We start from the raw sequence: 22,200 nt of genomic DNA on the forward strand, positions 1-22,200 counted from the left end.
AGAATGGAAAAGTTCGAAAAACTGACCGGTATCGCGGCGCCCATGCCGCTGGTGAACATCGACACGGATATGATCATCCCCAAGGTGTTCCTGAAAACCATCAAGCGCTCCGGCCTTGGTGTGAATCTCTTTGACGAGATGCGTTATGACCGTCAGGGCAATGAAAACCCCGATTTCGTCCTGAACAAACCGCAGTATCGCGACACGCAGATCCTTGTCGCCGGCGACAACTTCGGCTGTGGCTCCTCGCGCGAACACGCGCCTTGGGCGATTGCGGATTTCGGCATCAAATGCGTGATCTCCACGTCTTTCGCCGACATTTTCTACAACAACTGCTTCAAGAACGGCATTCTGCCGATCGTGATGCCGCAAGAGGTTGTGGATGTGCTGATGAAGGATGCCGAGAAAGGCTCCAACGCCCGCATGGTGGTCGATCTCGAAGCGCAGACCGTGACCACTTCGGATGGCGAGAGCTTCCCGTTCGAGGTTGACGCGTTCAAGAAACACTGCCTGCTCGAAGGTCTCGACGACATCGGCCTGACGATGAACAACGTCAAGGATATCGATGCGTTCGAGGGCAAGATGGCACAGGAGCGTCCCTGGGTCTGACCGGGGCGTATTTGACCTGATCGCGATCCGTTCACGCGGAGCATCAAAAGATTGAAACGGCGGGCCCGGGCTCGCCGTTTTTATTTGGCGCAGCCGTCATATATGAAGGTCAGAGGTTCTACGCAGAGGAGGGTCTCATGACCAACTGGAAAACCTGGGTGAGCATCGGTGCCTTGAGTTTTGTCTTCGGCCTCCTAGCGCTCGGCAATACCATCGTGGCCTCGCTGGCCGTGACGATCCTTCTGGGGACTGTCTTTGCCATTGCCGGGGCGGCCAAGCTTTGGGCCGGGTTCTCCGCAGAGGCATCTCAGGAGCATCGGCTGTTCTCTCTGCTCTGGGGGCTGGTGAGCCTGATGATCGGGGTGAGTTTCATCGCCAATCCGGTCGAGGGCACCGTGTCCCTGACCATTGTGGTCACCGGGTTTCTTCTCGCCTCCGGGGTGATCCGGCTCATGATGGCGTGGCGGATGCGCGAGACCGGCTATTTCTGGATGTTGCTTTTTTCGGGGGCTGCAACGGTTCTTCTTGGCAGCTATATCGTCGCCTATTTCGCTGCGATCTCGCTCTCGCTCCTGGGGCTTCTCCTTGGCATCGATCTCTTGGTCGATGGCATGGGGCTCATCGGGTTTGGCCTGTTCCTGCGCAATCGTCGATAAGCTGTTCGACAAGTTTTGGGAGAAATGGCGGCCCTTTCGAGCCGCCATGCCTTGGGATTATTCCATGGTCGGGAGCAGACCGTCGGTCTGGGCCGCGGCCAGTTCCTCGATGGAGATCTCGCCGCTCTCATCCGTGTCGATCGCGGCAAAGGTCTCTTCGCTCATGTCCGGATAGGCGACGAGCATCTCCGCCATCGAATAGGTGCCGTTCTCGTCGCTGTCGACGAGTTCCGTTTGCGCAAAAGCCGGTGCGGCAGCGAGGGTCAGAGCGCCGAGGGTGAATGCAATCTTTTTCATGTTCAGTATCCTTTCTTGGGTTGTTGCCCGCGGGTCTTCCGGCGGGCAAATCGAAACGGGTTTGAACCGCTGCCCTGAGAGATACGTGTGGCTGAGAAAGGCTCAAGTGTTGGAAATCATTGGGAAGACTTTGCGCGTCCTATCGCCTTCCACATGCGGAAACCCGCGCGTTTTTCGGCGGGTTTCGGCAATTCGGCGGAAAGCCCCGGTGGTTTTCGGCAACAGCTTGCCAGATCGGCCAAGTGGTCTGCGCCGGGGTCTTGAAATCAAAAAGGGGGCCGAAGCCCCCCGTCGTTTGGGTTTTGCCGTTACGGACAGGCGTTCAATTGCATTTCCGGCACCTCCCCCGAGGTGATGAGGGTCGCGGCAGTCATTTCCCTGATCACCTCGACCGGGACATTCGGAGCACGCTCGAGCAGATGCAGCCCGTCCTCTTCGGGTTTCATCACCGCCAATTCGGTGACGATCAGGTCGACCTGGCGCTGCGAGGTCAGCGGCAATGTGCATTCCGGCACGATTTTCGACTCGCCCTTGGCGGTGTGCTGCATGGCGACGATGACCTTTTTCGCGCCGGTGACCAGATCCATCGCGCCCCCCATGCCGGGGGTGTAATGACCGGGGATCGCCCAATTCGCCAGATGGCCTTTTTCATCCACCTGCAACGCACCAAGCACGGTCAGATCGAGATGGCCACCGCGAATGAGGCCGAAGGAAAAGGCACTGTCGAGCGTCGAGGCACCGGGAACGAAGGAGACGAAGCGTCCACCGGCATCGGTAAGATGCCGGTCGGTCATGCCTTCGGGCGGGCGATGGCCCATGCCGACGGCGCCGTTTTCGGCCTGGAAGAACACGCCAAGGGATTCATCGAGATAATCGGAGACCAGGGTCGGGATGCCGATGCCGAGATTGACCAGGCTGCGCGGTGCGATTTCCTGAGCGACGCGGCGGGCAATGAGTTCTTTCGGGTTCATGATCATGCCTCCTTATGCCGATGCTCTGATGACGTGATCGACAAGCACGCCGGGGGTTTTGACCAGATCCGGTGGGATCATGCCGACGGGCACGATCTCTTCGGGTTCGCAAATCACCGTCTCGGCGGCGAGCGCCATGATCGGATTGAAATTCGTCGCGGTCAGCATATAGGCGAGGTTGCCGACATAGTCACAGCTGCGCGCCGCGATCAGCGCGAAATCCGCCTTCAAGGGTTTCTCCAGCAGAAAATCCTTGCCATCGAGGGTGACGATCTCCTTGCCTTCGGCCACTTTCGTGCCGACGCCCGTGGGGGTGAGAATGCCACCAAGCCCGACGCCGGCGGCGCGGATGCGTTCGACCAGCGTGCCCTGTGGCACCAGCTCGACTTCCAGCTCACCGGAGGCGAATTGTGCCTGCACGATGGTGTTGAGCCCCATATGGCTGCAGATCAGTTTCTTGACGCAATGCGCGGCAAACAGCGGGCCGGGGCCGGTGGCATCGCGGGCCGTGTCATTGGAGATCAGCGTCAACTCCCTTTTGCCGGCGCCAGCCAGCGCATGGACGATCCCGTCGGGGACGCCGACTCCCATGAAGCCCGAGAGCATGACCGTCGCCCCGTCCGGGATGAGATCCACGGCTTCCTCTACAGATATGGCCAGATGCATATTGTCTCCTCCAGTGGTTTTCCTCGCGCGGAGGATATCATGCCTAAAAAGGCAGCGATTCCATGCTCTGGGTCAAACATGTGCGAAAATAGGTGAAAGCAGGATAAAGGAGAGAAGGGACCCGGCGCGCCGCTAGATCTGGTGTGGGCTGTTCTGCCGACCACAAGGATGGCGGACAATGATGCAAAATCGCACCGCTTTGTCCACGAAACCGCCCAATTTCAATCGTTAACCTTAACCATTCCTTGCTGCGCAAGTCGAAAAGGGGCAAAAGTTGGGCAAGATTGAGGCAGCCTGCCATATTTGGCGGAATCAAAATGGGAAAAGAGCGCGGCTTCGTATCGCACTCGACCAGTTTGAAGGGAAGTGGACCGTGATTCAGCGGATTCTTGGAGCGCTTGTGCGTGCGGCTTTCGTGATTTTGCTGGTCACGATGCCCTCTGTGCTATTGCCCTCCGTGCCCAGCGACACGGCTCAGGTTGTTGCTCTGGTTGCCCTGTTCGGTGCGGCGCTCACCTTTTTCGAATATGTGTCCGCTTATCCCGGGTTGATCGAGTTCCGCGATGCGCCGCCGTTCAACCGGCTGCGTTTCGGCTCTTTGTTCATCACCGTGCTGTTGCTGACGATGATCCTGCGCGGGACCACCACGCCGGGGCCGATTTCCGAATTCGTCACCGCGATCGGAGCGCTCATTGGCTATGTGCTCGATTTTCCCTATTCGCCGGTGCGGCTGATGCTGCTGGCTCTGCCCGAGGGCAGTTCGCTCACCGATATCGAAATGATGCGCGAGGCCGCGGGTATGAGCTATCTGATTTCGCTCATGGCCCTGTCGATCTTTCTGATCGTGCTGCGTCTCGGACATTGGCCGTCGCGCTCCGGCTCTTTCAATGTCTGGATCAACCTGCCGACGTTCGATCCGACTGTCGGCGGCGATGTGGTGGCGCGTCTGCGCCGCGATGCGCGGGTCAATGTGGTGATCGGATTTTTGCTGCCTTTCGTGATCCCGGCCGTGATAGACTCGGCCTCGGACCTGTTCGGAGGTCTGAGCGTTTTCAATGATCAATCGATGATCTGGGTCGTTGCGGCATGGGCCTTCCTGCCATCTTCTCTGTTCATGCGGGGCATCGCCATGGGGCGTGTGGCCTCGATGATCATGGAGAAACGGCGTCAGGCCTACGCCCGTGCCGATCTCGAACAGATGCCGGCCTGATCCGGACCCTTCTAGCACTTGTTCTTTTGTGGCTCTCTCATGCGTCTTGCGCGCAGGATGTGCTGCGCGTGGCGACCTGGCATGTCGAGCTGAGCCGCAAGGGGCCGGGGCTGCTGCTACAGGATATTCTCGAGGGCGACCCGCAGGTCGCGGCGGCGCAGGCGCATCTTCGGGAGCTGTCACCGGATGTGATCCTGCTCACCGGCTTCGACACCGATCCCGACGCGGTGGTGCTTCGGGCTTTCGCCGAAGGGCTCGATTATCCCTATCTCCTGACCCGGCTCGGCAATTCCGGGCGCCCGACGGGGCGTGATTTGGACAAGGATGGGCATCTGGGCGAGCCGGAAGATGCGCAATCCTACGGGGAGTTTACGGGGCAGGGGGGCGTGGCATTGCTGTCGCGACTGCCGGTTGACATGGCGGGGTTTCGCGATTTCTCCGAGATGCTCTGGCACGATCTGCCCGGGGCGCAATTGCCGGAGGGGTATTTCGATGAGGGAGATCTCGATGTGTTGCGGCTTTCTTCGCATGTGCATTGGGATGTGCCGCTGGTCTGGGGCGAGGCCCGGCTGCATCTGTTCGCCTATGCCGCCACCTCGCCGGTGTTCGATGGCGAGGAGGATCGCAACGGGCGGCGCAATGGTGACGAGACGCGGTTCTGGTCGCTCTATCTCGACGGGAACCTGTCGGTGTCGGCGCCCGAAGGTCCGTTTGTCCTTCTGGGCGACAGCAATCTCGACCCGATGGATGGTGACGGGCGGCGCGACCAGATGCAGGCATTGCTCACTGACCCGCGCTTGCAGGACCCGCGTCCCGTCGCCGATCATGGGGCAGAGATGGCCAATCCCGGCCAGCGTGGCGATCCGGCTTTGGACACGGCGGATTGGGGCGATCCGGTGCCGGGGAATCTGCGGGTCGATTATGTCCTACCCTCTGCCGATTTGACGGTTTTGGCCTCGGGTATCGCCTGGCACACGGGAAAATCGGAAAAAAACGACTTTCGGCACGGGCTCGTCTGGGTTGATATCGCTCCCATTCCTTGACGAAGGGGCATGCAGCCGTTACGCCGAGCCGACCTTAAGAAAACCAAGGACTGGACGCGACCATGAGCACGCCTTCTCTTCTCATTCTCCCCGGTGACGGCATTGGCCCCGAAGTGATGGCCGAAGTGGTCAAGATCATCGACTGGTACGGCGAAAAGCGCGACCTGAAATTCGATGTGACCATGGATCTCGTGGGCGGTGCCGCCTACGACAAGCACGGTGTGCCGCTCGCCGATGAAACCATGGCGAAAGCCCAGGAGGTGGACGCGGTGCTTCTGGGCGCCGTGGGCGGTCCGAAATACGACGTGCTCGATTTCTCCGTGAAACCGGAACGCGGTCTGCTGCGCCTGCGCAAGGAAATGGACCTCTTCGCCAACCTGCGCCCGGCACAGTGTTTCGACGCGCTGGCCGATTTCTCGTCCCTGAAAAAAGACGTGGTCGCCGGTCTCGACATCATGATCGTGCGCGAGCTGACCTCGGGCATCTATTTCGGTGAGCCGCGTGGCATCATCACCGAGGGCAACGAGCGTGTCGGCATCAACACCCAGCGCTACACCGAGAGCGAGATCCGTCGCGTTGCCATCGCCGCCTTTGAGCTGGCGATGAAACGGGGCAAGAAACTCTGCTCGATGGAAAAGGCCAATGTGATGGAGAGCGGCATTCTCTGGCGCGAAGTCGTCGAAGAGGTGGCCAAGGATTACCCGGAAGTTGCCGTGTCGCATATGTATGCCGACAATGGCGCGATGCAGCTGGTGCGGGCGCCGAAACAGTTCGATGTGATCGTCACCGACAACCTGTTTGGCGATATCCTTTCCGACTGTGCCGCCATGCTCACCGGCTCCTTGGGCATGCTGCCCTCCGCCTCTCTCGGCGCGCCGATGGAAAACGGTCGCCCGAAAGCGATGTACGAGCCGGTGCACGGCTCCGCGCCCGACATTGCCGGTCAGGGCAAGGCCAACCCGATCGCCTGTATCCTCAGCTTCGCCATGGCGCTGCGCTATTCCTTCGATCAGGGCGACGAGGCGACCCGTCTCGAGACCGCGATCGAAAAAGTGCTCGCCGATGGTGTGCGCACCGGCGATCTGCTGGCCGATGAAGGCGTCACCCCGGTGTCGACCTCCGGCATGGGCGACGCGATTATCGCGGCGCTGGACGCCTCGCTCTAAGACTGGACCAATCCAATCTGTGAAAGGGCGCCTTCGGGCGCCCTTTTCATGTCTTTAGAGATCGGGCAACGGCGGGTTGGTCTGTTCGACCACGGCTTCCATGACCACGAAGGTCGAGGTGGCCTGTACATGCGGCAGGCTCGAGATCTTCCGTCCCATCACCTCGCGATAGTCTTCCATCGAGGCGGTGCGCACTTTCAGCAGGTAATCGAAATTGCCGGCGATCATGTGGCATTCCGACACTTCGGGCACGGCTTTCACCGCGTCGTTGAACTCTCTGAGTGCCGTGTCGCGGGTGTCGGTCAGCTTGACCTCGACAAAGGAAACATGGCTCAGCCCAAGCTGTTGCGTCGACAGGATCGCCCGGTAACCGGTGATGATCCCGGCGGCCTCCAACGCCTTAACGCGCAGGGTCACCGGGTTTTTTGACAAGCCGACCTTACGGCTCAGTTCGGTGATCGACATACGGGCATCGGTGGCGAGACAGTCGAGAATCTTGCGGTCATAGGAATCGATGTCCTTTAGCATTGGACCAAAAATTTCCTTAATAATGGTGATTATGTCATGCCATATCACATAATATGGGAAAATCACTAGGTTGAAACCGTGTATCATAGGGTAAATATCCCCTAGCTTCAGGATTTCACCATGGGTTACTCTGCGTCTCTCAGCGATCTGAGCTCTGTTCTGTCCTCTGAAAAGTTCAGCGATGAGGCGGTGGTTCTGCACCGGTTGCTGACCGAAACCGCTTTGCCCCTGTCTTTGCGCAATCGCATTTCCGATCGGGCCGCCGATTATGTGCGACGCATCCGCAAGGACTCTGCGCCGACACTGATGGAATATTTCCTCGCCGAATACGGGCTGTCGACCCGCGAAGGCGTGGCGCTGATGTGTCTCGCCGAAGCGATGCTGCGGGTGCCGGATCGCGAGACCATCGATGATCTGATCGAGGACAAGGTCGCGCCTTCGGACTGGGGCCAGCACATGGGGCATTCGTCCTCGACCATGGTCAATGCTTCGACCTGGGCCTTGATGCTGACGGGCCGGGTGCTGGACGATGAGCAGCCGGGCATGGCGGGAACGCTGCGCGGGTTGGTCAAACGTCTGGGCGAGCCGGTGATCCGCGCCGCCGTGTCCCGCGCGATGAAGGAAATGGGGCAGCAATTCGTGCTCGGTCAGACGATCAAAGCGGCGATGTCCCGGGCCAAGGGCCAGGAGGCCAAGGGCTACACATATAGCTATGACATGCTGGGCGAGGCGGCGATGACCCGCAAGGATGCGGAGCATTATGCAAGGGCCTACTCTGAGGCGATGGTTGAGATCGCCAAGGGCTGCACCAAAGACTCGGTGGCCGAGAACCCGGGGATTTCCGTGAAACTCTCCGCCCTGCATCCGCGCTACGAGGTGGCGAAAGAAGCCCGTGTCATGGACGAGCTGGTGCCGGTTCTGCGCGATCTGGCGCGACAGGCGCGTGCCGCCAATATGGGCTTCAACATCGATGCCGAGGAACAGGCGCGGCTGACGCTGTCGCTCAAGGTGATCCGCGCGGTCCTGGCCGATGAGGAATTGGCTGGCTGGGACGGGTTCGGCGTGGTGGTGCAGGCCTATGGCAAACGCGCCGGTCATGTCATCGACTGGCTCTATCAAACGGCCGAGGTGCTGGACCGCCGTCTGATGGTGCGGCTGGTGAAAGGCGCCTATTGGGACACGGAAATGAAACTCGCGCAGGTCGAGGGTCATCCGGATTTTCCGCTTTTCACCTCCAAGACCGCCACCGATGTCAGCTATATCGCCAATGCGAAAAAGCTTATCCGCTACAGCGACCGGATCTATCCGCAATTCGCCACCCATAACGCCCATACGGTTGCCGCCGTGTTGGAATTGGCCGGCGACACGCAGTTCGAGTTCCAGCGCCTGCACGGCATGGGCGAGCGTCTGCATGACATCGTCCTGAAAGAAGAGGGCAGCCGTTGCCGCATCTATGCGCCGGTGGGCGCGCATCGCGATCTTCTGGCCTATCTTGTGCGGCGCCTGTTGGAAAACGGTGCCAACTCCTCCTTCGTCAATCAGATCGTCGACGAGGAGGTCAGCCCCGAGGAAATCGCCGGCGATCCGTTCGACATGCTGCCGGGGGCCATGGCCCCTGCCGGGCTGGTGCCACCCGCCACGCTGTTCGGAGAAAGCCGCCGCAATTCCGAAGGCTATGACCTGAGCGATGACAAGACGCTCGCCCGGATCGAGAACGGGCGCAAGAGCCTTGCACCCCTGCAAGCCACACCGCTCACGGTGGGTGAAGCGACGGGCGGTGCCGTGGACCTGCGCAACCCCGCCACAGGTGAGGTTATCGGCTCGGTGGTTCAGGCCGATCAGGACTGTGTCGCCCGGGCGATGTCCGATGCTGCGATCTGGGACGCGCCGGTGACGGAACGCGCCGCCATTCTGCGCAAGGCCGCGGATCTCTACGAGCGCGATTTCGGCGTGATCTTTGCGCTTCTGGCGCGCGAGGCGGGCAAGACCCAGCTCGACGCCGTCGGGGAATTGCGCGAGGCGGTGGATTTCCTGCGCTATTATGCGGGGGAGGCGGAGCGCCGTCCCGACGCCCTGCCGCTCGGGCGGGTAACGGCCATTTCGCCGTGGAATTTCCCGCTCGCCATTTTCACCGGCCAGATCGCCGCCGCGCTGGCGATGGGCAATGCGGTTCTGGCGAAACCCGCCGAACAGACTCCGCTCATTGCCGCGCATGCGGTGGCGCTCCTGCACGAGGCCGGTGTGCCGCGGAGCGCCTTGCAGCTTCTGCCCGGCGATGGCCCGACCGTAGGTGCGGCGCTCACCTCTGATCCGCGGATCGATGGCGTTGTTTTCACCGGTTCGACCGAGACGGCCAAGCGCATTCAGCGCGCCATGGCGAAAAACCTCACCCCCGGCGCGCCGCTGATCGCAGAGACCGGCGGGCTCAATGCAATGATTGTCGACAGCACCGCCCTGCCGGAGCAAGCCGTACGTGACATTGTCGCCTCTGCTTTCCAATCGGCGGGTCAGCGCTGTTCGGCGCTGCGCTGCCTCTATGTCCAGGAAGATATCGCGCCTGCGCTGATCGAGATGATCAAGGGCGCGATGGACGAACTTGCGGTCGGTGACCCCTGGGAGCTTGCCACGGATGTCGGTCCGGTGATCGATCGGGAGGCCAAGACGCAGATTGACGCCTATGTCGCCGGGCGCAGCGCTCAGGTGCTCCACCGTCTCAAGGCGCCGAATGCTGGCACATTCGTCGCCCCGACCCTGATCGAGGTCGCCGGGATCGAGGAGCTGGAACGCGAGATCTTCGGGCCGGTGCTGCATGTCGCCACGTACAAGGCGCGCGATCTCGACAAGGTGATCGATGCGATTAACGCGACGGGGTATGGGCTGACCTTCGGGCTGCACACGCGGATCGATGACCGGGTGCAACAGGTCTGCGATCGGCTGCATGTCGGCAATCTCTATGTCAACCGCAACCAGATCGGCGCCATTGTCGGCTCGCAACCGTTCGGTGGTGAGGGACTCTCGGGCACTGGGCCGAAAGCCGGCGGGCCGTGCTATCTCGACCGGTTTGCAACGCCGCAGGGGCCGCAAGTGGCCGGAACTTGGGAGGCCCCCATGGATGCCGCAGCGATCCAGCGCGCGATCAACGCGGTGACGGTGCCGACGGAGGCCCTGTCCTCCGAACAGCTTCCCGGCCCGACCGGCGAGGCCAATACGCTTTCGACCCATGTGCGGCCGCCTTTCCTCTGTCTCGGGCCGGGGCTTGATGCCACCCGCGCGCAGGCCGAGGCGGTCGAGGCGCTGGGCGGTGTCGCGGTCCGGGCCGAGGGGCTTTTGCCGAGCCATGCGCTCAAGACCGTCACCGGATTCGGCGGTGCGATCTGGTGGGGCGGGGCGGATCATCCGAACACGCGGGCCTATGCCACGGCGCTGGCGCAGCGTCTGGGGCCGATCCTGCCGTTTCTCACGGCGCTGCCCGATGCGGCACATGTCCTGCATGAACGCCATCTCTGCGTCGATACCACCGCCGCGGGCGGCAATGCGGCGCTTTTGTCTGGTGACGGGCCGGTCTGAGCCGCATGCTGAGGGCAGGGGAGCGCCCCTTCCCTCAGCATTTTTGACATATTGAACACCAATAAGTGGCCCGCCAAAGGGCCCATTTCACCCAACCAGGAGAAGTCATATGACCAATACTATCGTCGTGGCCTATGACGGCAGTGACAGCGCAGTTCGGGCGCTGGAATTTGCCGTCGACCGCGCCAAACATCTCAACGGCTCCGTCGTTGTGGCCTATGTGCTGGAATGGTCCCCTTACCAGTTCCTGACCCCTGACGAGATCGAACAGCGGCACAAGCGCCGCAAGGAAGAGCTCAAACGCGCCGAAGAGGCGGTGATCAGCCCGATGATCGCGAAATACGCCGACAGCGGCGTGCCGCTCAAACCCGTCATCACCTACGGCCATGTGGCCGAGACGCTGATCAAGATCGTCAAAAAGGAAGAGGCGGTGCAACTGGTCGTCGGCCGCACCGGTCAATCCAACCTGTCGACCCGGCTCTTTGGCTCCGTCGCCAGTTCGCTGGCGCAATCCTGCCCGGTCGCTCTGACGATCCTGCCGTAACGCACAGACAATTTTGGGGACACTCATGAAACGCACTCTCAAACGCGCGGGTTTGATGCCATTGCTCTTTGCAGCCACGGCAACACCCGCATTCGCACAATCCATCGATGAAAAAATCAATTCGGTTTTCGCCAGCGCCACGGGCTGGTTCGTCAACCTGATCTTCAGCCCGTTTCCCGGCACCAGCTTTCCCTGGATCGTCGCCTGGCTCGTCGTCGCGGCGACGATTTTCACCCTCTATTTCGGGTTCATTCAGTTCCGCGCCTTTCCGCATTCGATCGCGCTGGTCAAAGGCGATTATTCCGATCCGGATGATGCCGGTGAGGTGAGCCATTTCCAGGCGCTCGCCACGGCTTTGTCCGGCACCGTCGGGCTCGGTAATATCGCTGGTGTCGCGGTGGCGGTCGGCATCGGTGGCCCGGGGGCGACCTTCTGGATGATCCTTGCAGGGCTGATGGGGATGGCCTCGAAATTCACCGAATGCACGCTCGCCGTGAAATACCGCAATGAGCTGGACGACGGCACCGTCTCCGGCGGGCCGATGTATTACATGACCAAGGGTTTCAAGGAACGTGGCCTGCCCGGTGGCCGGGTGCTCGCCGTGCTGTTTTCGATCTTCACCATTCTGGGCTCTTTCGGTGGCGGCAACATGTTCCAGGCCAATCAGGCTCATGCGCAGATCTCCGGCGTGATCGGCGATTATCCGGGGGTGATCACCGGGGTGATCTTTGCCGCGCTGGTCTTTGCGGTGATCGTCGGCGGGCTGAAATCCATCGCCCAGGTGACCGAAAAGATCGTGCCGATCATGGGCGTGCTCTATGTCGGCACCGCGCTGATCATCCTCTTGATGAATTTCAACATGATCGGCTGGGCTTTCGGACAGATCTTTGCCGGCGCCTTTACCGGGCTCGGGGTCGCGGGCGGCATGGCCGGGGCGCTGATCCAGGGCTTCAAACGCGCCGCCTTTTCCAACGAGGCCGGTGTCGGTTCCGCCGCCATCGCGCATTCCGCCGTGCGCACAAAGGAGCCCTCGACCGAAGGCTTCGTGTCGCTTCTGGAACCGTTCATCGACACGGTGGTGATCTGTACCATGACCGCTCTGGTGATCATCATCACCGGTCAACTCGTCGCCGACCCGGAAACCGGTCGCTACATCCTGACCGAGGGCGGCACGATCCAGACGCTCGATGGGTCCTCAGGTGTGGCCCTGACATCGGCGGCGTTTTCCTCGAGCTTCGGCTGGTTCAAATACATTCTGGTGATCGCCGTGGTGATGTTCGCCTTCTCGACCATGATCAGCTGGTCCTATTACGGGCTCAAGGCCTGGACCTTTCTCTTTGGTGAGAGCAAGGGCGCGGCCCTGAGCTTCAAGGTGATCTTTTGCCTCTTCGTCGTCGTCGGCGCGGCGGCGAGCCTCGGCCCGGTGATCGATTTCTCGGATGCGGCGATCTTTGCCATGGCCGTGGTCAATATCATCGCGCTCTACGCCCTGATGCCGATCGTGAAACGCGAGGTCTGGTCCTATCTCGACCGTCTGAAAACCGGCGAGATCAAGAAGTTCAACTGATCTCTCACGGGGAAAGAACAAGCCGTGCCGCGTCTCTGCGTGGCACGGCTTTGTTGTTTGCTCTGGTTAAAAAATAGACGTTCGGCTCGAAATTAGGCCCATGCCGGGGCAACCGGTCGTTTTGCTCGTGATGCACCTTGGGTGGGCTTATAGGCTCAAAGGCAATACAGACCGGGAAAGGGCGATTTCAGGGCCATGGCGATCTATGCATCCATCCATCACGTCACCCATTACAAATACGACCGCAACGTCGACTTGGGGCCTCAAATCATCCGTCTCAGGCCCGCGCCGCATTCCCGCACACGGGTGATTTCGCATTCCTTGAAAGTCACGCCGGCAGAGCATTTCGTCAATCATCAGCAAGACCCCTATGGCAACTGGCAATCGCGTTTCGTGTTTCCGGAACCGGTGCGCGAATTCAAGATCGAGGTCGATCTGGTCGCCGATATGACGGTCTACAACCCGTTCGATTTCTTCGTCGAAGAAAGTGCCGAACATTGGCCGTTCGACTATCCGGATGATCTCAAGGACGATCTGGTGATCTATCGGACGCCGGAACCCGAAGGCCCGCTTCTGGCGCAATTCATGGGTTCGATCGACTTTCCACAAGATGGGGAAAAGGAGCGCACGGTTGATTTTCTCGTCGGATTGAACGCGAAGATCTCCGACTATGTTGATTACACGATCCGGATGGAGCCGGGGGTTCAGACGCCGGACGAGACGCTGTCGTGCAAATCCGGGTCGTGTCGCGACTCCTCGTGGTTGCTGGTGCAGGTGCTGCGGCATCTGGGCTTTGCCGCGCGGTTCGTCTCCGGCTATCTCATTCAGCTCAAACCCGATCTCGAGGCGCTGGACGGGCCGTCTGGCACGGATCATGATTTCACCGATCTGCACGCCTGGTGCGAGGTCTTTCTGCCCGGGGCCGGCTGGGTCGGGCTCGACCCGACCTCGGGGCTTTTGACCGGGGAGAGCCATATCCCGCTTTCCGCCACGCCGCATTACCGCAACGCCGCACCGATCGCCGGGGGCTTTGCCGCGGTCGGCACGCCCGAGGTCACGTTTGACTTTGACATGCAGGTCAAGCGCGTCGCCGAACATCCGCGGATCACCATGCCCTTCTCGGAAGAAAGCTGGGAGCGGTTGAACACTCTGGGCCACAAGGTCGATGAGGCGCTTGAAAAAGGCGATGTGCGCCTGACCATGGGCGGTGAACCGACCTTCGTGTCGATCGATGACTTCGAGAGCGACGAATGGAACACGGCAGCGGTCGGGCCGCAAAAGCGGGCGCTGGCGGATACGCTCATTCGCCGGTTGCAGGGCCGTTTCGCCCCCGGTGGCTTCCTGCATTACGGTCAGGGGAAATGGTATCCGGGCGAGAGCTTGCCGCGCTGGACCTTCTCGCTTTACTGGCGTCGCGATGGCAAACCGGTGTGGAAGAACCCGGAGCTGATCGCCCGGGAAGACACGCCGAGCCCGGCGGGTGCCGAGGACGCGGGGGCGTTCATGACCCGCTTTGCCGCCAATCTAGGCGTCGATCCGGTCTGTGCCCAGCCGGCCTATGAGGATCCGGGCGAATGGATTTTGAAGGAATCGCTCCTGCCGGAGAATGTCAGCCCGGAAAACAGCAAGCTGAAGAACCCGGAGGATCGCGCCCGCTATGCCCGGGTGTTCGAGCGCGGGTTGACCGAACCCTCTGGCTACATCCTGCCGATCCAGCGCTGGCAGTCGAAGGCCGGGTCGACCTGGCTGTCCGAGGTTTGGAAGACCCGGCGCGGGCATCTGTTCCTCATTCCCGGAGACAGCCCGGTGGGCTTCCGTCTGCCACTGGGGGCGCTGCCGCATATTCCACCCGCCTCCTACCCCTATTCCTATCCGTCCGATCCGATGCAGGATCATGCGCCGCTGCCGGATTTCCATGCGGAGGTTTCCGAGCGTCGCAAACGGATCGAGGCCGAGATCGCCAAGCTTGCCGCAGAGGAAGAGGCCGCGGCAGCGCGGGAAGCCAAGGAGAAATCCGAGCTTCTGCCGGAAACCTCCGAAGGCCACAGCCAGCCGGTCTCTGAAGCGCAGCACGACGACACCGTGCGTCAGGCCCTGATTGCGCAGGGTGTCGATCCCGAAACCAGTCAGGTCCGGACCGCGATCGCGATCGAGCCGCGCGACGGACGCCTGTGCCTGTTCATGCCGCCATGCGAGACGCTCGAGGACTATCTCGATCTGCTGACCACGGCGGAGGAGACCGCCGCTGAGCTGGGTCTGCCGATCCATGTCGAAGGCTATTCCCCGCCCGAGGACCCGCGGCTCAATGTCATCCGTGTGGCCCCCGATCCCGGCGTGATCGAGGTGAACATCCATCCGGCCCACAGCTGGGATGATTGCGTCGCCACCACGGAGGCGATCTATGAGGAAGCCCGCCAGTCGCGGCTCGGTGCCGATAAATTCATGATCGACGGGCGCCACACCGGCACCGGCGGTGGCAACCATGTTGTGGTCGGCGGCGCGACCCCTCCGGACAGCCCTTTCCTGCGGCGTCCGGATTTGCTCAAGTCGCTCATTCTGATCTGGCAGCGCCATCCGTCGCTGTCCTATCTGTTCTCGGGGCTGTTCATCGGGCCGACTTCTCAGGCGCCGCGCATCGATGAGGCGCGCCATGACACGCTCTACGAGTTGGAAATCGCGCTGTCGCAGATCAAGCCTCCCTCGGAGGCCGCCGTGCCGCCCGCCTGGTTGGTGGACCGGCTCCTGCGCAACATGCTCACGGATGTCACCGGCAACACCCACCGGGCGGAGATCTGTATCGACAAGCTGTTTTCGCCGGACGGGCCGACCGGGCGTCTGGGTCTCGTGGAATTCCGCGGCTTCGAGATGCCGCCGGACCCGCGCATGTCTCTGGCGCAACAGCTCCTTCTGCGCGCCATCATCGCCCGCTGTTGGAATGCGCCGGTCGAGGGCAAGCCGGTGCGTTGGGGCACGGTGCTGCACGACCGGTTCATGCTGCCGCATTACCTCTGGGAAGATCTGCTGTCGCTGCTGGCCGATCTGAAACACCACGGGTTCGACATGGACCCCGAATGGTTCAAGGCGCAGGCCGAGTTCCGCTTCCCCTTCTGTGGACAGATCGAAGCGGAAGGCGTGCATCTCGAGGTGCGTCAGGCTCTGGAACCCTGGCATGTGCTGGGCGAGACCGGGGCGATTGGCGGCACGGTGCGCTATACGGATAGCTCGGTCGAGCGGCTTCAGGTCAAGATGACGACCCTGCATCAGGATCGCTATCGGGTCATGTGCAACCGCCGGCCGGTGCCGCTTGCGCGTACCCAGATCTCGGGCGTTTCGGTCGCTGGCGTGCGGTTCAAGGCCTGGCAGCCGCCCGAGGCGCTGCATCCGGTGCTCAAGGTCAACGCGCCGCTGCATTTCGACATCTATGACGACTGGACCGGACGGGCCATCGCGGGCTGTACCTATCATGTCGCGCATCCGGGCGGGCGCAATTACGACACTTTCCCGGTCAATGGCAACGAGGCGGAGGCGCGGCGTCTGGCGCGGTTCGAACCCTATGGTCATACGCCGGGAAGCTATACGCCCGCGACAGAGATGCCGCATCCGGAGTTTCCCTTGACGCTTGACCTCCGGCGGCCCATTGGGCTCTTGTGAAACACCTGAGCAACGTAGCCGACCTGAGATGACGCAAAGCCCGACAGGGGTCTCCGCACAAAGGGATCTGTTTGCCGCCTACCGGCAAACCCCCGGCGTGGCCGATGAGCTGTTTGATGCCTCGGGCCAGATGCGGCCCGTCTGGCGCCGTTTCGTGGAACGGTTTTCCCGGCTGTCGCCCGAGGATATTCAGGCGCGGTTTGAGCGCGGCAATCAATATCTGCGCGATGCCGGTGTGTTCTACCGGCAATATTCCAATGATCCGCTGACCGAGCGCGACTGGCCGCTCTCGCATATCCCGGTGATCCTGCACGAGGAGGAATGGGAGCACATCTGCGAAGGGCTCACACAGCGCGCGGATCTCTTGGAACGGGTGATGGCCGATCTCTACGGGCCGGGGCAACTGGTCTCGGACGGGCATTTGCCGGCTGAACTCATTGCCCGCTCGCCGCAATGGCTCCGTCCGATGGTCGGGGTCCAGCCGCGCGGCGGCCATTATCTGCATTTCATCGCTTTCGAGATCGGGCGCTCGCCCGACGGATCGTGGTTCGTGCTGGGCGACCGGACACAGGCGCCCTCGGGTGCAGGGTTTGCGCTGGAGAACCGGATGGCAACCGGGCGCATTTTCCCGGAACGTTTCCCGCGGGCGCATATCCACAGGCTCGCCGGCTTCTTCAGTGCTTTTCGCGACGCGATGGAGGATCTCGCCTCTCCATCTTTCAAACACCCGCGGGTGAGCGGTATCCTGACCCCGGGCCCCTCGAATGACACCTATTACGAGCACACCTATATCGCCCGCTATCTCGGGATGATGCTGCTCGAGGGTGAGGATATCGTGGTCGAGAATGGCGAGGCCATGGTGCGCACCATCGAGGGGCTGCAGCCCTTGGGCATGCTCTGGCGGCGGATCGATGCCAGTTTCGCCGATCCGCTGGAATTCAACCCGCATTCCCAGATCGGCACACCGGGCCTGATGGAAGCGGTGCGGACCGGGCATCTGGCGATGGCCAATGCGCTTGGGTCCGGGGTTCTGGAAATGCGGGCGATGATGGCCTTCATGCCGCGGATTAGCGAGGTGCTGACCGGGGCATCTTTGCGCCTTCCGAATATCGCCACATGGTGGTGCGGCGGTGCCGCCGAGCGCGCCTATGTGCATGACAATGCCCAGAATATGCTGATCAGCCCGGCGGATGCGGTGAACCTGCCCTTCGATCTCGGCGCGACCACGGCGCTGGGCGGAGAGTTTCGCGGCACCGCCATGGGTTCGATCGCCGATTGGCTCGATCGCGAAGGCGACCGGCTGGTCGGTCAGGAGGCGGTGACCCTCTCGACCACACCGGCGTGGCAGGAGGATGGCGCGGGCGGTGGTTCGGTCGTGCCCAAGCCGATGACGGTGCGGGTGTTCGCGGCGCGAACGTCGAGCGGATGGAAATTCATGAAAGGCGGTTACGCCCGGATCGGACGCTCGGGCGATTCAACCGCACTGGCGATGCAGCGCGGCGGGTCCGTGGCCGATGTCTGGGTGGTCTCCGACCGGCCTCTGACACGGCATGCTACCCAAAGCGACAGGGATGAATCCTATCTGCGGGTCAGCCCGGGAACCTTGCCGGCACGTGCCGCCGACAATCTGTTCTGGCTCGGGCGCTATGTCGAACGGTTCGAGGATGCGGCACGTCTGGTCCGGGCCTATCATCTGCGGCTGGCGGCGACCGACAATCGTGGCGATGCGCGGCTCAAGTCCGTGCGCGCCTATCTCGCCGGTTTCGGCATCAATCTCGAGGAGCCTCTGCCCCATGCTTTGATCGCCCGGATCGTGGCGGCGCGCGGCTGTGCCATGCGGGTGCGTGACCGGTTTTCGACCGACGGGTTGCTGGCACTGGGCGATCTGTTGAAAACCGCGCGCCGGATGACCAAGACGGTGCAGCCCGGCGACGATTGCGCCCGCGCCATGTCGGTTCTGGTGCGCAAGATCGCCGGGATCAGCGGGCTTGTGCATGAGAACATGTACCGTTCGAGCGGCTGGCGGTTCCTGAGTTTTGGCCGGGCGCTCGAGCGCGCCGATGCGGTGGCGGCCTTCTTGGCCGAATTTGCCGATCCCGGCGCCCCGGATGGCTCGCTCGATCTGGCGGTCGAGGTCGGGGATTCGATCATCACCCATCAGCGGCGCTACCGGGTTGAGACCAGCCGCAATGCGGTGGTCGATCTTCTGGCGCTCGATGCCGACAATCCGCGCGCGCTTCTGTTCCAGATCCGGGAGCTGCGCAGACATGCCGAAGCTCTGCCGCATGCCCATGAGCATGGCCGGCCCTCGGCGCTGTTGCGGGCGATCCTGCCGCTCGAGGCGGGGCTGGCCTGTGCCGCGCCGCAGGACGTGAGCTCGCAGCGTCTGATCGAGATCCGCGCGGAACTTGCGGGGATTTCAGATCTCCTGTCCTCGATCTATCTGAGGTGAGCGATGCTGTATGATCTGCGCCTGACCATCGAATACCGCTATGATGCGTCGTCGGATCGGACGCGCAACATTTTGCGGCTTTTGCCCGGTGATGTCGCCGGCGTGCAGCGGTTGGTGCAGCGGCGTCTGACCATCGAACCGCAGCCGCAGGAACGGCGCGACGGGCGGGATTTCTTCGGCAATGAGACCTGTATGGTGGCCTGGCATCGCCCCATCGATGCGCTGATGTTGCATCTTTCGGCGCGAATCGAACGGTTCGAACCGGCGCCGCTGCTGGATCTGTCGCCGCCGCTGGAGGAGCTGCATCAGGAGTTGATTCAGATGGCCTCGATCGCGCCCGGCTCGCCGCATCATTTTGTGGCGGCCTCGCCACGCGTCAGGCTGTCCCCGAAGATCACCGACTATGGCTGGGACTGTCTTGAAACGACGGCAGAGCCGGGTGTGACGGTGCTCAAAGCGGTCGAGACCCTGGGCCGGGCGCTTCATCGCGACATGAGCTTCGATCCGGAAGCCACCGATGTGGATACCAGCCCCGAGGAGGCGTTCGAGAACCGCCACGGGGTCTGTCAGGATTTCGCCCATGTGATGATCGCAGCGCTCAGAGGCATCGGCATTCCGGCGGGCTATGTCTCCGGCTTTCTGCGGACCTTTCCGCCGCCGGGTCAGCCACGTCTCGAAGGGGCGGATGCGATGCATGCCTGGGTGCGTGCCTGGGCCGGCAAACAGCTGGGCTGGGTTGAGTTCGACCCGACGAACAATCAATTCGCCGGGTCGGATTACATCACGCTCGGGCACGGGCGCGATTATGGCGATGTCGCACCGGTGCGTGGTGCGCTGCGCTCCTCGGGCGGGCAGGACAGCGAACAGGCGGTCGATGTCCTGCCGCTGGAGATCAGCGCGCCGCGCTGAGCGGCACTGAGCCGAACCGAGGCTCAGGCCGACGCAAGAAGCGCCTCGATATGTTTCGGTCCGGTGGGGCGGATACGGGTCGGGTTCAGCGCTTTGATCGCGTAATAGCCGCGGGTGATATGGTCCATGTTCACCGTCTCGCGAATGCCCGGCAGGCGGTAGATCCGTTCCATATAGGCCGAGAGACGCGGGTAATCGGCGATCTGTTTGCGGTTGCATTTGAACACGCCGTGATAGGCGGCATCAAAGCGGATGAGCGTCACGAAAGTGCGGATGTCGGTTTCTGTGAAGCGGCCGCCGAACAGATACTCGCCGGTCAGCCGGGCTTCCAGCATGTCGAGGGTTTCGAACACGCCGGCGACGGCCTCGTCATAGGCCTCCTGAGACGAGGCAAACCCGGCCTTGTAGACGCCATTGTTGAGCTTGTCATAGATCTCCGGGTTGAGCGCCTCGATTTCAGCGGCGAGATCCTCGGGGTAGAGGCGCACCTGTTTGAATTCGAGGGCGATGAGCTCGTCAAAGGCCGTGTCGAACATGCGGACGATGTCAGCGCTTTCATTGTTGACGATGGTCTGGGTCTTGGTGTCCCAGAGCACCGGCACGGTGGCCCGGCCGGACACGTTCGGATCGGCCTGGGTGTAAAGCTCGTGCATGTAGGTGGATCCGAAGAGCGGGTCTTCATCCGCGTCGTCATAGCCACCGAATTGCCAGCCCTGATCGGTCATCACCGGGTTCACCACGGTCACCGGAATGATCTCTTCGAGCCCTTTCAGACTCCGCGCCATCAGCGTGCGCGAGGCCCAGGGACAGATATAGGCGACATAGAGCCGGTAGCGCCCGGCTTCCGCCTTGAACCCGGCCTCCCCGGTCGGCCCTTTTGTGCCGTCCGGGGTGATCCAGTTGCGAAAGCTCGAGACCTGCCGCACAAAGCGGCCCTTGGCATCGGCCTTTTGCACCGGGTCCCATTTCTTCGTCCATTTGCCGTCTACAAGCATGTCAGGCTCCTCAGTAGTAGATGAAGCTGCGCATCGAGACAGAGGCGATGTCGATCGTGTCATTCATGAACAACAGCTGATCTTCCTTGTCGGAGGCGCCCGCGATGGTCAGGGCCGGCAGGTAGTGATCAAGCGACGGGTGCGCCATCTTGAGCAGATTGCCGAGGCCGGTCCGGTCGGTGAGCGTGGCATGGTCGCGCATTTGCAGCCGGTCGGCGAAGAGCGTGTCGAATTCTTCCGCCCAGTCATAGGCTTTGCCGCCAAAGCGCATGGTGCGCAGGTTGTGGACGATATTGCCGGAGCCGAGAATGAGCACGCCGCGATTGCGCAGCTCTTTCAGGCTCTGACCGATCTCGAGGTGATGCGGCAGGTCGGCGCTCATGTCGATCGAGAGCTGAAATACCGGCACATCGGCCTCGGGGTAGAGGAATTTCAAGACAGACCAGGCGCCATGATCCAGACCCCAGGTGTCATCGCCCTCGGCATGGTGGCTGGCCAAAAGGCTCACCACTTCCTGCGCCATCTCGGGCGCCCCGGGGGCGGGGTATTGCTGGGCGAAAAGCTCGTCTGGAAAGCCGTAGAAATCGTGAATGGTCTTGGGCATTTTCGAGATATTGACCAGGGTCGAGCCGCGGGTCATCCAATGCGCCGAGACCACGAGGATCGCCTGCGGATGCGGCAGGGCCTCGCCGAGTTTCTTCCAGCTGCGGGAATAGTCATTGTCCTCGATGGCGTTCATCGGGCTGCCATGGCCGAGGAAGACGACCGGCAGGCGGTCGGAGGATTTGAGGCTGTCTTTGAGACGCTGAAGCTGTTGTACGATGCTCATGGCAGGCTCCTTTCAGAGGAAGATGTGTCTAGGGTAACCGGCGCTGCCGCGTCGAGATAGACGCGGCAGCGCGCGATGATTGTGCGAATTTATGAGCGCAAATTTCTGACGCGCATTTACCGGCGCTTGAGCGGGTAGAGCGCATAGGCGCCATCCCCGATCAGCGCGAGTGCGGCCTGCACCAGCGCCCACATCGCCGGGTATTCCCAGCCGCCGCCCGGGTTGCCGAAACCGAACCCATTGCCCCAATGGGCAAAGATCACAGCGCCCAGCAGCGGGAAGATCAGAGCGGCAGAAACCAGACGCGTGGCGATGCCGAGAATGAGCGCGATGCCACCGGCAATTTCCACGATCATGGTCAGGGCCCCGAGCCAGCCGGGCAGGCCGAGGCTTTCGAAAAAGCCCATGGTGCCGGCGGGCGTGAAGACGAAAAGCTTGGTCAGCCCGTGGATGAGGAACAGGGCGCCGGTGGTGAGACGCAGCAGCAGGGCGGCGTAGGGGGCGGTTTTCAGGTCGATCATGTCATGTCTCCGATCAAAG

Annotated in this window: 18 protein-coding genes; 11 read left to right on the forward strand and 7 right to left on the reverse strand. The window is 61.9% G+C overall.

What is annotated here, in order from left to right; genetic code table 11:
* The first annotated feature begins 3 nt into the window (after window positions 1-3).
* Window positions 4-609, forward strand: a complete 606-nt coding sequence (gene leuD, locus BM151_RS18870; protein WP_090062529.1) for a 3-isopropylmalate dehydratase small subunit — start codon at window positions 4-6, stop codon at window positions 607-609.
* A gap of 137 nt (window positions 610-746) precedes the next feature.
* Window positions 747-1,265, forward strand: coding sequence for an HdeD family acid-resistance protein (locus BM151_RS18875; RefSeq protein WP_090062533.1), 519 nt, complete (start codon window positions 747-749; stop codon window positions 1,263-1,265).
* Window positions 1,266-1,322: 57 nt separating this feature from the next.
* Here the strand turns inward: BM151_RS18875 and BM151_RS18880 are convergent, their stop codons facing one another.
* The 3 genes from BM151_RS18880 to BM151_RS18890 all read right to left on the reverse strand — a co-directional run bounded on the left by BM151_RS18880 (window position 1,323) and on the right by BM151_RS18890 (window position 3,199).
* Window positions 1,323-1,562 carry an EF-hand domain-containing protein gene (locus BM151_RS18880; protein ID WP_090062537.1) on the reverse strand — a complete coding sequence of 80 codons (240 nt, stop codon included), beginning with the start codon at window positions 1,560-1,562 and terminating at the stop codon, window positions 1,323-1,325.
* Between the two features lie 308 nt (window positions 1,563-1,870).
* Window positions 1,871-2,533 (reverse strand): 3-oxoacid CoA-transferase subunit B, encoded by a 663-nt coding sequence (locus BM151_RS18885; protein ID WP_090062901.1) that lies wholly within the window; start codon window positions 2,531-2,533, stop codon window positions 1,871-1,873.
* A 12-nt stretch (window positions 2,534-2,545) separates the two neighbouring features.
* Window positions 2,546-3,199, reverse strand: coding sequence for a CoA transferase subunit A (locus BM151_RS18890; RefSeq protein WP_090062540.1), 654 nt, complete (start codon window positions 3,197-3,199; stop codon window positions 2,546-2,548).
* Window positions 3,200-3,572: 373 nt separating this feature from the next.
* On the opposite strand from BM151_RS18890, the gene BM151_RS18895 reads away from it, so the two are divergent.
* The 3 genes from BM151_RS18895 (at window position 3,573) to leuB (ending at window position 6,618) form a co-directional block, all read left to right on the forward strand.
* Window positions 3,573-4,409, forward strand: a complete 837-nt coding sequence (locus BM151_RS18895) for a hypothetical protein (RefSeq protein WP_177213227.1) — start codon at window positions 3,573-3,575, stop codon at window positions 4,407-4,409.
* A 68-nt stretch (window positions 4,410-4,477) separates the two neighbouring features.
* Entirely contained in the window at window positions 4,478-5,452 is a 975-nt protein-coding gene (locus BM151_RS18900; protein ID WP_177213228.1) for an endonuclease/exonuclease/phosphatase family protein, read from the forward strand.
* Window positions 5,453-5,514: 62 nt separating this feature from the next.
* Window positions 5,515-6,618 carry a 3-isopropylmalate dehydrogenase gene (gene leuB / locus BM151_RS18905; protein ID WP_090062548.1) on the forward strand — a complete coding sequence of 368 codons (1,104 nt, stop codon included), beginning with the start codon at window positions 5,515-5,517 and terminating at the stop codon, window positions 6,616-6,618.
* A gap of 54 nt (window positions 6,619-6,672) precedes the next feature.
* Here leuB and BM151_RS18910 read toward each other — a convergent pair whose 3' ends face one another.
* Entirely contained in the window at window positions 6,673-7,146 is a 474-nt protein-coding gene (locus BM151_RS18910; protein ID WP_090062551.1) for an Lrp/AsnC family transcriptional regulator, read from the reverse strand.
* A gap of 120 nt (window positions 7,147-7,266) precedes the next feature.
* Between BM151_RS18910 and putA the strand changes: the two genes are divergently transcribed.
* From putA to BM151_RS18940, 6 genes are all read left to right on the forward strand, one after another.
* Window positions 7,267-10,713: a bifunctional proline dehydrogenase/L-glutamate gamma-semialdehyde dehydrogenase PutA gene (putA, locus tag BM151_RS18915; RefSeq protein ID WP_090062554.1), complete on the forward strand. Its 3,447-nt coding sequence runs from the start codon at window positions 7,267-7,269 to the stop codon at window positions 10,711-10,713.
* A gap of 109 nt (window positions 10,714-10,822) precedes the next feature.
* Window positions 10,823-11,257, forward strand: coding sequence for a universal stress protein (locus tag BM151_RS18920; RefSeq protein WP_090062557.1), 435 nt, complete (start codon window positions 10,823-10,825; stop codon window positions 11,255-11,257).
* A gap of 25 nt (window positions 11,258-11,282) precedes the next feature.
* On the forward strand, window positions 11,283-12,824 hold the full coding sequence (locus BM151_RS18925; protein WP_090062559.1) for an alanine/glycine:cation symporter family protein: 1,542 nt from the start codon (window positions 11,283-11,285) through the stop codon (window positions 12,822-12,824).
* A gap of 195 nt (window positions 12,825-13,019) precedes the next feature.
* Entirely contained in the window at window positions 13,020-16,475 is a 3,456-nt protein-coding gene (locus BM151_RS18930) for a transglutaminase family protein (protein WP_090062562.1), read from the forward strand.
* Between the two features lie 28 nt (window positions 16,476-16,503).
* Window positions 16,504-18,927, forward strand: a complete 2,424-nt coding sequence (locus BM151_RS18935; protein ID WP_090062564.1) for a circularly permuted type 2 ATP-grasp protein — start codon at window positions 16,504-16,506, stop codon at window positions 18,925-18,927.
* Window positions 18,928-18,930: 3 nt separating this feature from the next.
* A complete protein-coding gene (locus BM151_RS18940) occupies window positions 18,931-19,836 on the forward strand; it encodes a transglutaminase family protein (RefSeq protein ID WP_090062566.1) in 906 nt (301 codons plus the stop codon).
* A gap of 23 nt (window positions 19,837-19,859) precedes the next feature.
* Here BM151_RS18940 and BM151_RS18945 read toward each other — a convergent pair whose 3' ends face one another.
* The 3 genes from BM151_RS18945 to BM151_RS18955 form a co-directional block, all read right to left on the reverse strand.
* Window positions 19,860-20,831, reverse strand: a complete 972-nt coding sequence (locus BM151_RS18945; RefSeq protein ID WP_090062569.1) for a glutathione S-transferase family protein — start codon at window positions 20,829-20,831, stop codon at window positions 19,860-19,862.
* Window positions 20,832-20,841: 10 nt separating this feature from the next.
* Complete coding sequence (ygiD, locus tag BM151_RS18950) at window positions 20,842-21,660, reverse strand: 4,5-DOPA-extradiol-dioxygenase (RefSeq protein WP_090062572.1); 819 nt, start codon at window positions 21,658-21,660, stop codon at window positions 20,842-20,844.
* A 116-nt stretch (window positions 21,661-21,776) separates the two neighbouring features.
* The gene (locus tag BM151_RS18955) at window positions 21,777-22,181 is read right to left on the reverse strand and encodes a DoxX family protein (protein ID WP_090062574.1); all 405 of its coding nucleotides are present in this window, start codon (window positions 22,179-22,181) and stop codon (window positions 21,777-21,779) included.
* Window positions 22,182-22,200: the final 19 nt, after the last annotated feature.

The organism is Celeribacter neptunius, assembly GCF_900113955.1.
GTDB lineage: Bacteria > Pseudomonadota > Alphaproteobacteria > Rhodobacterales > Rhodobacteraceae > Celeribacter > Celeribacter neptunius.

What these genes read in the sequence shown, in the direction of transcription:
- putA (WP_090062554.1), top strand. Translation starts at nt 7,267, where the DNA reads ATGGGTTACTCTGCGTCTCTCAGCGATCTGAGCTCTGTTCTGTCCTCT.
- BM151_RS18880 (WP_090062537.1), bottom strand. Translation starts at nt 1,562, where the DNA reads ATGAAAAAGATTGCATTCACCCTCGGCGCTCTGACCCTCGCTGCCGCA.
- BM151_RS18945 (WP_090062569.1), bottom strand. Translation starts at nt 20,831, where the DNA reads ATGCTTGTAGACGGCAAATGGACGAAGAAATGGGACCCGGTGCAAAAG.
- BM151_RS18930 (WP_090062562.1), top strand. Translation starts at nt 13,020, where the DNA reads ATGGCGATCTATGCATCCATCCATCACGTCACCCATTACAAATACGAC.
- ygiD (WP_090062572.1), bottom strand. Translation starts at nt 21,660, where the DNA reads ATGAGCATCGTACAACAGCTTCAGCGTCTCAAAGACAGCCTCAAATCC.
- BM151_RS18935 (WP_090062564.1), top strand. Translation starts at nt 16,504, where the DNA reads ATGACGCAAAGCCCGACAGGGGTCTCCGCACAAAGGGATCTGTTTGCC.
- BM151_RS18875 (WP_090062533.1), top strand. Translation starts at nt 747, where the DNA reads ATGACCAACTGGAAAACCTGGGTGAGCATCGGTGCCTTGAGTTTTGTC.
- BM151_RS18890 (WP_090062540.1), bottom strand. Translation starts at nt 3,199, where the DNA reads ATGCATCTGGCCATATCTGTAGAGGAAGCCGTGGATCTCATCCCGGAC.
- leuD (WP_090062529.1), top strand. Translation starts at nt 4, where the DNA reads ATGGAAAAGTTCGAAAAACTGACCGGTATCGCGGCGCCCATGCCGCTG.
- BM151_RS18910 (WP_090062551.1), bottom strand. Translation starts at nt 7,146, where the DNA reads ATGCTAAAGGACATCGATTCCTATGACCGCAAGATTCTCGACTGTCTC.
- BM151_RS18940 (WP_090062566.1), top strand. Translation starts at nt 18,931, where the DNA reads ATGCTGTATGATCTGCGCCTGACCATCGAATACCGCTATGATGCGTCG.
- BM151_RS18955 (WP_090062574.1), bottom strand. Translation starts at nt 22,181, where the DNA reads ATGATCGACCTGAAAACCGCCCCCTACGCCGCCCTGCTGCTGCGTCTC.
- BM151_RS18925 (WP_090062559.1), top strand. Translation starts at nt 11,283, where the DNA reads ATGAAACGCACTCTCAAACGCGCGGGTTTGATGCCATTGCTCTTTGCA.
- leuB (WP_090062548.1), top strand. Translation starts at nt 5,515, where the DNA reads ATGAGCACGCCTTCTCTTCTCATTCTCCCCGGTGACGGCATTGGCCCC.
- BM151_RS18885 (WP_090062901.1), bottom strand. Translation starts at nt 2,533, where the DNA reads ATGAACCCGAAAGAACTCATTGCCCGCCGCGTCGCTCAGGAAATCGCA.
- BM151_RS18920 (WP_090062557.1), top strand. Translation starts at nt 10,823, where the DNA reads ATGACCAATACTATCGTCGTGGCCTATGACGGCAGTGACAGCGCAGTT.